Source organism: Gardnerella coleohominis (genome assembly GCF_002896555.1).
Classification (GTDB): Bacteria; Actinomycetota; Actinomycetes; order Actinomycetales; family Bifidobacteriaceae; genus Bifidobacterium; species Bifidobacterium vaginale_F.
Genome location: NZ_MNLH01000010.1, coordinates 22099 through 31658, shown reverse-complemented (window position 1 = coordinate 31658; position 9560 = coordinate 22099). Strand labels below are relative to the sequence as shown.

Genomic DNA, 9560 nt, shown 5'->3' with positions numbered 1-9560 from the left:
AACAACTTTGCGAACATAAGTTACGGAACAATTGACATGTATCAGGCAACAGCTAAATCCGTAAACACACCATACATGGCTTTACAACAAAAGTTAGGCACACACGTAATAGCTCAAACCGCTGTAGCCGCAGGACTTAGCCCTAAAAGAATTACAGGTGACAATCCTTTTACAGTTCTAGGGAACGATAGCGTGCATGTAAGCGAAATGGTGAAGGCATATTCTACTTTTGCGAATAAAGGAAACCGACCTGACTTACATATTGTTTCTAAAGTAAAAAATTCTGAGAATAAAGATATTTACACTACGCCTATAACGATAAAACAAGTTTTTTCATCTAATAACGCATCTCTTGCAGCAAAAGCTATGCTGGGAACAGTTCAACACGGTACTGCTCCAGAAGCTCGTAGCTTAGGGCGACCTATTGCCGGAAAATCTGGAACCGCAAACGATCAAACTGCAGTAAGCTTCATTGGTTTTACGCCAAATGTTGTTACTGTTTTTGCTATGTGGTATCCGGATTCGAACGGAAACCCTCAAGTTATACCAACGCTCCCAGGAGGATACGGTTTAAGCGGAAGTGCTCTGCCGGTACACTTATTCACTCTTTATATGAGAAACGCTTTATCTGACGTTCCGGTAGAAAGTTTCCCTTCCGCAAAAGATAATGGCAAAATTGGCGGACCGGATGGAACTTGGGGATTAGGAAGCGTTGTTTCAGAATCGGACTCAGACTCCAAGTCTGATTCAAAGTCTGATTCAAAGTCTGATTCAAAGTCTAAAACAGAATCGGACTCAGATTCAGAATCTAAATCAGAAAAATCCCAAGAAAAATCTACAGAAAAAGATTAAGAGACGGCTTCAGAAACGAAATTATTAAAAGTACGCCAATTAATATTGTTATATCCGTCAATTTCCGCGAATTGTGGGCCGTTACTTACGTCGATATTAGAAAATGCGGTCTGAGCTAAAGTAGTAGCTCCAGAAGCATAAGCAGACTTAAGACCTGCGAAAGAATCCTCTATAGCAATGCAATAAGCCATTTCACGCTTAACTTCTTCTTCTGAAAGAGTGCCATCAGCGTTAATTCCAACTAATCTACCAGCTGCAATATAAGGCTCAGGGCTAGGCTTAGTAGCATAACCATCATCTCCACAAATGTATCCAACAAATGCGCCTTCTGGGGCGTGATTAACAATGTTTTCAACTAATCTTCTAGGAGAATTGCTTACAAGAATTGACGGAATTCCAGCTTTAGCTAAATCATTTAATACGTCTATAACGCCCGGAACCCATGGAACTTCTTTTTCTTCACATTTAGCAACATAATCGACCATACCTTGGCCAATTTCTTCAACAGATAATTTAGTTCCAAGCTCAATCATTGCTTTTGCAACTGTTACAAGAGAACCACCTGAATATTGCCACGCTAGTTCTTCAGTCCAATGACCGCCATTATTACTTGCAAGACGTATTTCAGACTCATGCCAATAAGGTTCAGAATCTATAAGAGTGCCGTCCATATCCCAGAAAACAGCTTTAAGTAGTCGTCGCTCGGAGTGTGGCGTGGAAAAATCCATTTAAATACCCTTCGTATTTTTACTATTCGTTAACTTTAATATTCGTTAACTTTAATATTTGTTAACTCTAATATTCGTTAATTCAGATTTTAATTCTCTAACATGTTACACATGATTTATATAAGCTGCATCTGTTTAAAGTGTGATATTACACACGTTTTTACAATAAAACTAAATATTCCAAGAACGCCACAACACAATTGATTTATCTACGTTTTTACCGCTGTTAGTATCGTTCGAATAAGTATTAGAAGAAGGCAAAGCTCTGCGCTCAGAGTGAATATCATATCTCCAATTACGCGCATTTCTGGAACGCATTATTTCAACGATATCGCCCTGAGCGTTTGCTGCAAAAATATTTCTTTCGGAGGATTCTGCGCGCTCAGCCATATGGCGCAACTGTCTTTTAAGTTGACGATTTTCTTCTTGCAAAGAAAGAATTTGCATAATACCAGCTAAATTAATACCATCATTCTGGCTTAATTTTTGCGTTTGAATTAACCTAGCAACATCCCTTAAGGAATACCGTCTAGCTCCGCCTTCTGTACGCTTAGGCACGATTAAATTCAAGCGATCATACTGTCTTAAAGTTTGAGGGTGAGTTTCAGTAAGATTTGCCACATAGCTTACAGTAAAAATAGGCATATCAATGTCAAAACCTACTTCATCCGCACCATCGAGAGTTGCCCTACCGCGAACTAACGCTACGGCACACATCTCATAGAGAACTTTGGTATCTCGCGCAATTCGCATTATAACGCGCCTTTCTAAGCATATTGTGGACTTATTAAGCTAAACGGTATTCCAAGTGTTATTACAAATGTTATTTCAAGCGGTATTCCAAGCTGTATTTCAAGTAAATCTACTGTCTTAGGACTTATACCCAAGTAAATTTACTGTCTTAGTTCAGCTACAGACTGCACGTACGCATCTCCGCAAGCTTTATCAAATTCTTTAGCAGCTCGCTTAATAGACATAGTCGACTTAGATGGTACATGAATCTCAACTATTCCAATAAAACTTCCATTCTTTCCCGGAACACCAGCGCCAGAAACGCGAATTTCATCCCCACTGGAGGATCCTGAAGGAACATTGAATTTTACTGGCTCTCCGTCAACATTAAGCAATGTGACTTTGGCGCCATGAACAGCTTCTGAAACAGTAACAGGCAGTTTTGCTACCAAATCATTATCTCGCAAACTGAACTTATCAGATGGTGTAACGCTAACATGCAAATACATGTCTCCATTACTTCCACCAAATTGGCCAGCTTTACCTTTTCCTGCTAAGCGAATCTTTTGACCATCACGAACGCCTGCCGGAATATGCGTTTTAAAGGATTCTCCTGCTGAACGCAAAGATACCGTAGCACCCTTAAACGCCTGCTTAAAAGTGAGCGTAATCTTCGAAGTAATATCATCACCACGTTTAGGCGTATTCATTGACTCAGATTGAGCTGATTGCGTAAACTGGTTACCACCAAAGCCACCCGCACTTTGGAATCCTGCAGATTGAGCTCCAGACCCGCCAAACATTGAGAAAATATTACCTATATCAGGACCAGATCCACTTGTAGTAAAGCGAACTCGCGTATTTCCGCCAGCGCCCATACCTTCCGCGCCAAACATTGACGAGAATATGTCAGAAAATCCGCTTGCGTCAAATCCTGCTCCACCGGCTCCGCCAGAAAATCTAGCACCGCCTGCGCCGAATTGACGAATAGCATCATAACGCTGACGCGTTTGCTTATCTTTTAAAACATCATAAGCTTCAGAAACATCCTTAAACTTTTCTTCGGCTTCTTTTGTTTTATTTAAATCAGGATGATATTTACGAGCTAATTTTCTATAAGCCTTAGTAATAGTAGATTCATCGGCATCTTTGGAGACACCGAGTACTTTATAAAAATCCTTGGCTAACCATTCATTTTCAGCCATCTGTGCCTCCTTTCAGTTTCAGCACACGTGGCATTTTTGCATAATATGACCTACTCGTGCTGACTTATGAATTAAGCCAACACGAGTAAGTATGTAAATCAATTTTTAATCACTACTAACGCTTAAATTTACAATGCGTTAATCGGATTAATTGTTATTTGGCGACGCGACTACAACTCGCGCAGCGCGAATCACACGATCTCCAATCCTGTAGCCTGCTTCAACTACAGCATCTACAGTTTCTTTAGTTGCATTTGGATCCGGACGATGCAAAATAGCGTCATGCTTTGTAGGATCAAAATCCTCGCCTTTTTCGCCAAACTTTTCAACACCGAATTTTTCGAATGCTTTATCTAGCTTTGTAGCAACAGCTTTGAAAGAATCATCCATATCGCTATGCTCGCGAATACGGTCAATATCATCTAACGCTGGAAGCAAAGCAGTTAGAACATCAATAATCCCATGCTGTCTGAAGCGATCTTGTTCTTTAGAAGCACGATTGCGGAAGTTTATGAACTCAGCACGCTCTCGCTGTAATGCTTCTAAATATTCAGCAGCCTCTTTTTTAGCTTTTCCTAAAGGAGTGAGACTACCTTCATCTGCATTTTGGCTATCTTCCGAATCCGAAGACCCTTCAGAATTTACGGAATTTGTAGAATTTGCCGAAGCTGCAGAAGCGCTATCGTCTGCAGAAACGTCAGCATCAGTTTTTGCATCAGCTTTCGTTTCTGCATGATTTGCGTTTTCAGCATCTTGTACTGAAGATTCAGCAGAAGATTCAGCAGAATCACCTGCAGCTCCTACACCCAGCGAGTCAGCATCTTCCATATCTTGCAAATATTCGTTGGCGTTGAAGTCGGACATTACTTGTTGTCCTTATCATCCTTGTCGTCGTCCACCACTTCGGCGTCAACCACGTCATCATCCTTTGCAGAAGATCCAGCGCCAGCATTTGCACCAGCCTGAGCACCAGCACCAGCTTGAGCACCAGCAGCACCCTGCTGAGCGTAAAGCTGCTGACCAATCTTCTGAGCAGAAGTCATCAACTCACTCTGAGCAGACTTAATCTTCTCAACGTCATCACCCTTCAAAGCTTCCTTCAAAGCATTAACCTTGTCGGTAACTTCCTTGGAGATTTCATCGGAAATCTTGTCCTTATTGTCATTCACGACCTTTTCAGTCTGATAAGCAAAGGCTTCTGCCTGGTTACGAACTTCAGCTTCTTCCTTACGCTTCTTATCTTCAGCTTCGTGAGCTTCAGCTTCCTTCACCATGCGATCGATTTCGTCCTTTGGAAGGCCAGAACCACCGGTAATAGTCATCGACTGTTCCTTACCAGTTCCCTTATCCTTAGCGGAAACGTGCACAATGCCGTTAGCATCAATATCGAAAGTGACTTCAATCTGAGGAACGCCACGAGGAGCTGGAGCAATACCAGTCAACTCAAAAGTACCGAGAGGCTTGTTATCGCGAGCAAACTCACGTTCACCCTGGTAAACCTGAATCAACACGGATGGCTGATTATCCTCGGCAGTAGAGAATACTTCCGAGCGCTTCGTAGGGATAGCAGTGTTGCGATCAATAAGCTTTGTCATAATTCCACCCTTGGTTTCAATACCCAAGGAAAGTGGAGTTACATCGATAAGCAGAACGTCTTTACGATCTCCCTTAATAACGCCAGACTGCACGGCTGCACCAACTGCAACAACCTCATCTGGGTTCACGGACTGGTTAGCTTCCTTACCGCCGGTAAGCTCCTTTACAAGATCCTTAACAGCAGGCATACGAGTTGAACCACCAACAAGAACCACGTGATCAATCTGGCTTACTGAAATACCAGCGTCAGCAAGTACGTTGTTGAATGGTGTACGGCAACGACCGAGCAAGTCGGAGGTCATTTCCTCAAAGTGAGCACGAGTCAAAGTCTCATCCAAATGCACTGGAGTGCCGTCAGGAGTCATTGCCAAGTACTGCATAGAAATTGAAGTGGAAGTAGAAGAGCTAAGTTCCTTCTTTGCCTGCTCAGCAGCTTCCTTCAAGCGCTGCAAAGCAATCTTATCCTTGCTCAAATCAACGCCATACTTGTTCTTAACTTCGCCAACAAGCCAATCGATAATCTTCTGATCCCAGTCATCGCCACCCAAGTGGTTATCGCCATTAGTGGCCTGAACCTGAATTGTGGAGAATCCGTCGTCATCCTTACCAATTTCAAGCAAGGACACATCGAAAGTACCGCCGCCCAAATCGAATACCAAAATGCGCTCGTCTTCCTTGCCCTTTTCAAGGCCGTAAGCCAAAGCTGCTGCAGTTGGTTCGTTAATAATACGAAGCACGTTCAAGCCTGCAATCTTACCTGCATCCTTAGTTGCCTGACGCTGTGCATCGTTGAAGTAAGCTGGGCATGTAATAACAGCATCGGTTACCGGCTCACCCAAGTAAGCTTCAGCATCGCGCTTCAACTTCATCAAAACCTGTGCGGAAATCTCTTGTGGAGTCCACTTCTTGCCGTCGATTTCAACAGACCAATCAGTGCCCATATGGCGCTTTACAGAGCTAATCGTGCGGTCAACGTTTGTTACGGCCTGACGCTTAGCAACTTCACCAACCAAGATTTCGCCAGACTTGCTGAATGCCACAACAGATGGTGTTGTACGTGCACCTTCAGCGTTTACGATAACGGTTGGAGCGCCGCCTTCAAGAGTAGCGATGCAAGAATTAGTTGTACCCAAATCAATACCTACTGCGCGTCCCATATTATCTCCTTCATATTTTCTAAAGATTAACTAGGTGGATTATTAACAACCACCTTTTTTGTTTTCCAAAACTTGAGTCTACTACACTCAAGTTATAAAAGTCAAATATTTATAGCAAAAAATTATAAAAACTTTATAGTAAAGGACTCAAGTTTCATAAAAGCAGGGCTATTCCCCAAAAGCACAGTTAATTACGTAATTAACCTAATGCGAAATTAATCTGACTCGTAATTAGTCTGACTCGTAATTAATATGCTGTAAAACGGCGCGCAACAAATAACCTTGCGCAATCAGTCTTCCGAAGCATGCGATTGTGCATACTCTTTAGCCCAACCGCCAACAAAAGCCGATTTAACATCACTCCACTTAGCGTCGCCTTTAGCGTACGAAAGCAATGCAGAACCAAGATTATTCTTCCAATTATCAGAAGGTATCATGGTGAAATTCCAGCTAACAGAAATTTTCCCAGACTGCACGTCCGCAACCGCATCCTCTGTTAAAGGATTATCTGATTTAATATCAGCAAAAGTATTAAACGGTGTAGTGAAGCCCATCTTCTTGGAAAGCGCTTCCTTGCCTGCACGCGACTCAATAAGCCACTTCAAAAAGTCTCTAGTAGCTTTTTTATTAATTGCAGAAGACTTCTTATTTATACACCAATAGTTTTCGGAACCGGTTGCCAAACCCTGATTTTCCTCACCAGGAGCACCAATATAAATTGGCAACATACCAACTTCTTTAGCTTGCATACCAACTTTAGAAAGTTCATCCCAAGCCCAAGTACCATTCTGGTAAAAAACAGCTCTATGCTTAGCAAATTCAGCAATCGCATCATCGCCAGTCTTATTCTCAAGCTCAGATGCGGGAACAGTAGAATCCTTAATATACAAGTCAAAAATATTCTTGAAACCATCTAAATAGCTGCCTTTTATTTTTGCAGGCTGCTTAGTGATTTTATCTTCCTTAAACTCGTAATAAAGAGGAATATTAGCTAAATGAGTTTTAAAACGCCAATCAGAGCTTGAATTAAAACCTGCAGACGTAAACGCTCCATCAACCCCCAAATCGCTTTTACGCTTTTGAATATCGTCTGCAACTTCCTTCAACTTATCAAAACTATTAATTTCTTTTACGGACTTTATTTTTGCTTTGTGCATAGCAATATATTTAGCAAGCAAATCCTTGTTATAAATCAAGCCATAAGTTTCCATAACATACGGCACGGCAACGATTTTATCCCCGTCTTTCAAAGCAATGTCTTTATTGTGAAGCTGCTTATAAATCTCAGTATCTTTCAGATCATCCGTATAATCCGTCCAATTAGCATAGCCAACAGGACCATTCACTTGGAATAATGTAGGAGCATCATCGCCCTTACTAATCTCGCCCTTCAAAACCTGCTCGTAAGTGCCAGGACCTGGAGTTTCAACTCTAACTTCAACGCCAGTTTCTTTAGTGTATTCTTCAGCCACTTCTTTCCATTGATCAGCAACTTCAGGCTTAAAGTTCAAGAAATACACTCTACCCTTGCCATTGCTAGAGTTAGTTGAGCCGCACGCGGCAAAAACACCGCATGCCATCAAAATACACGTAATTAACGCAAGTGTTGATTTAAATGTACGATTCATCATCGAAATTCCTCGTATGCAAACAACCCAACCATTGGACTGTCACGCATATAGACGCCCTTACAGATGTTATTTATTATGCATCAATTGACGGAAAATCGCAAACGATGACATAGTAAAATAACACGTATTTATCAATTACAGATTAGGCTAACTCTTACTGTGAGCAATCGCATACTCTTTAGCCCAGCCGTCAACGAATGCTTTCTTAAGAGTATTCCATGCATCATTAGCACTAGTAGAAGTCATACCGTCTTTTGTTGCTTGAGCGTATGTAAGCAAATCAGAGCCAACATCGTCTTTCCAACCGTTAGATGGCATGGTAACAAACACCCACGTAACAGGTACTTTGCCTTCTTTAGCAGTGTAATCTTTAGCAGCCTGAACAAGAGGATTTTTTGCTTTAGGGAAATTTTTGAAAGGAGTAGCAAAGCCCAGCCTATTAGCTAAAACATCCTGAGCCCAGCTGTTAGTAAGCAGCCACTCCAAGAACTCATTAGTCGCCTCTTGATTCTTTTTTGAAGCCTTTTTATTAATGCACCAATAGTTTTCAGAACCGGTAGCCATGCCTTGTTTCTCTTCACCAGGAACACCAATATAAATTGGTAGCATGCCAACGTCTTCACGTTTTATGCCAGCTTTTGAAAGATCGCCCCAAGCCCAAGTACCATTCTGGTAGAACACAGCTTTACCAAGAGCAAATTCATAAACAGCATCCTCGCCAGTTTTAGTACTTAACTGACTTACAGGAGTTGTGGAATCAGAAATATAAAGGTCAAAAATCTTCCTGAAATTATCAACATACTTGCCATTTATTGATTGCGGCTGACCTTCAACATGATTATCCCTGAATTGATAATACAGAGGCATATTTGCAAGATGTGTCTTGAAGCGCCAATCAGAGCTGGAATCGAAGCCTGCGGACGCAAAAGCACCGTCAATTCCAAGCTCATCCTTGCGTTTTTGCAAATCGTCTGCAACTTCCTTCAACTTATCAAAAGAAGTTATTTGATCTTCAAAAGATACGCCGTCTTCTTCCGGCTTCAACTTTGAATTATGAAGATCCGCATACCTAGCAAGCAAAGCCTTGTTGTAAATCAAGCCGTAATTTTCAGTAACATATGGCACAGCAACTGGTTTACCTTTATCCGTAAAAGCAAGTTTTTCATTGCTAAGTTTCGTATAAAGAGGAGAATCAGTTAAATCCGCAGTGTAATCCTTCCAGTTAGCGTAACCAACAGGACCGTTAATCTGGAATAATGTAGGCATGGCATCAGGACTACTTTTAACAGCATCACGAAGCTCACCTTCGTACTGGTTGCTTTGCGGAGTATGGACAACTATATCAGCCCCCTGATGAGTACTTTTATACTTATTAACAACCTCTACCCAAATATCCTTGCCTTCAGGCTTGAAGTTGAAGAAAATAACTTTCCCACCAACGGACCTATCGGTATTTGCACCAAAAGACTTAGAAAAACCAAAAGCAGTAAACGCGCAAGCCGCCAAAACAGCGCAAACTACTAGCGCAATAATCGACTTAACTGAACGACTCATCATCGAACCTTTCCACATACTGCTAATCTCTTCCAAACTAACTAATTACCACTATTGAATACTGTTTAAACCACAGTAGTGAACCAATACTACAGCAAACGCAAG

At 41.6% G+C, this 9560-nt stretch carries 8 protein-coding genes; 1 reads left to right on the top strand and 7 read right to left on the bottom strand.

Features of this window, described 5'->3' with window-relative positions; all coding sequences use genetic code 11:
* The coding region (locus BFS05_RS06435) for a penicillin-binding transpeptidase domain-containing protein (protein WP_258004295.1) at window positions 1-852 on the top strand (852 nt) is incomplete at its 5' end.
* Here BFS05_RS06435 and BFS05_RS06430 read toward each other — a convergent pair.
* From BFS05_RS06430 to BFS05_RS06400, 7 genes are all read right to left on the bottom strand, one after another.
* Window positions 849-1580 (bottom strand): HAD family hydrolase, encoded by a 732-nt coding sequence (locus BFS05_RS06430; RefSeq protein WP_103085137.1) that lies wholly within the window; start codon window positions 1578-1580, stop codon window positions 849-851. The two genes, BFS05_RS06435 and BFS05_RS06430, sit on opposite strands and share 4 nt — an antisense overlap.
* A gap of 171 nt (window positions 1581-1751) precedes the next feature.
* The gene (locus BFS05_RS06425) at window positions 1752-2333 is read right to left on the bottom strand and encodes a heat shock protein transcriptional repressor HspR (RefSeq protein WP_374703777.1); all 582 of its coding nucleotides are present in this window, start codon (window positions 2331-2333) and stop codon (window positions 1752-1754) included.
* Between the two features lie 140 nt (window positions 2334-2473).
* A complete protein-coding gene (locus BFS05_RS06420) occupies window positions 2474-3517 on the bottom strand; it encodes a DnaJ C-terminal domain-containing protein (RefSeq protein WP_103085135.1) in 1044 nt (347 codons plus the stop codon).
* 147 nt (window positions 3518-3664) lie between these two features.
* The gene (gene grpE, locus BFS05_RS06415) at window positions 3665-4381 is read right to left on the bottom strand and encodes a nucleotide exchange factor GrpE (RefSeq protein ID WP_103085134.1); all 717 of its coding nucleotides are present in this window, start codon (window positions 4379-4381) and stop codon (window positions 3665-3667) included.
* Complete coding sequence (gene dnaK, locus BFS05_RS06410) at window positions 4381-6270, bottom strand: molecular chaperone DnaK (protein WP_103085133.1); 1890 nt, start codon at window positions 6268-6270, stop codon at window positions 4381-4383. The genes grpE and dnaK overlap by 1 nt, the downstream gene beginning before the upstream one ends.
* 290 nt (window positions 6271-6560) lie before the next feature.
* The gene (locus BFS05_RS06405) at window positions 6561-7901 is read right to left on the bottom strand and encodes an ABC transporter substrate-binding protein (RefSeq protein WP_103085132.1); all 1341 of its coding nucleotides are present in this window, start codon (window positions 7899-7901) and stop codon (window positions 6561-6563) included.
* Between the two features lie 147 nt (window positions 7902-8048).
* Complete coding sequence (locus BFS05_RS06400) at window positions 8049-9458, bottom strand: ABC transporter substrate-binding protein (RefSeq protein WP_103085139.1); 1410 nt, start codon at window positions 9456-9458, stop codon at window positions 8049-8051.
* Window positions 9459-9560: the final 102 nt, after the last annotated feature.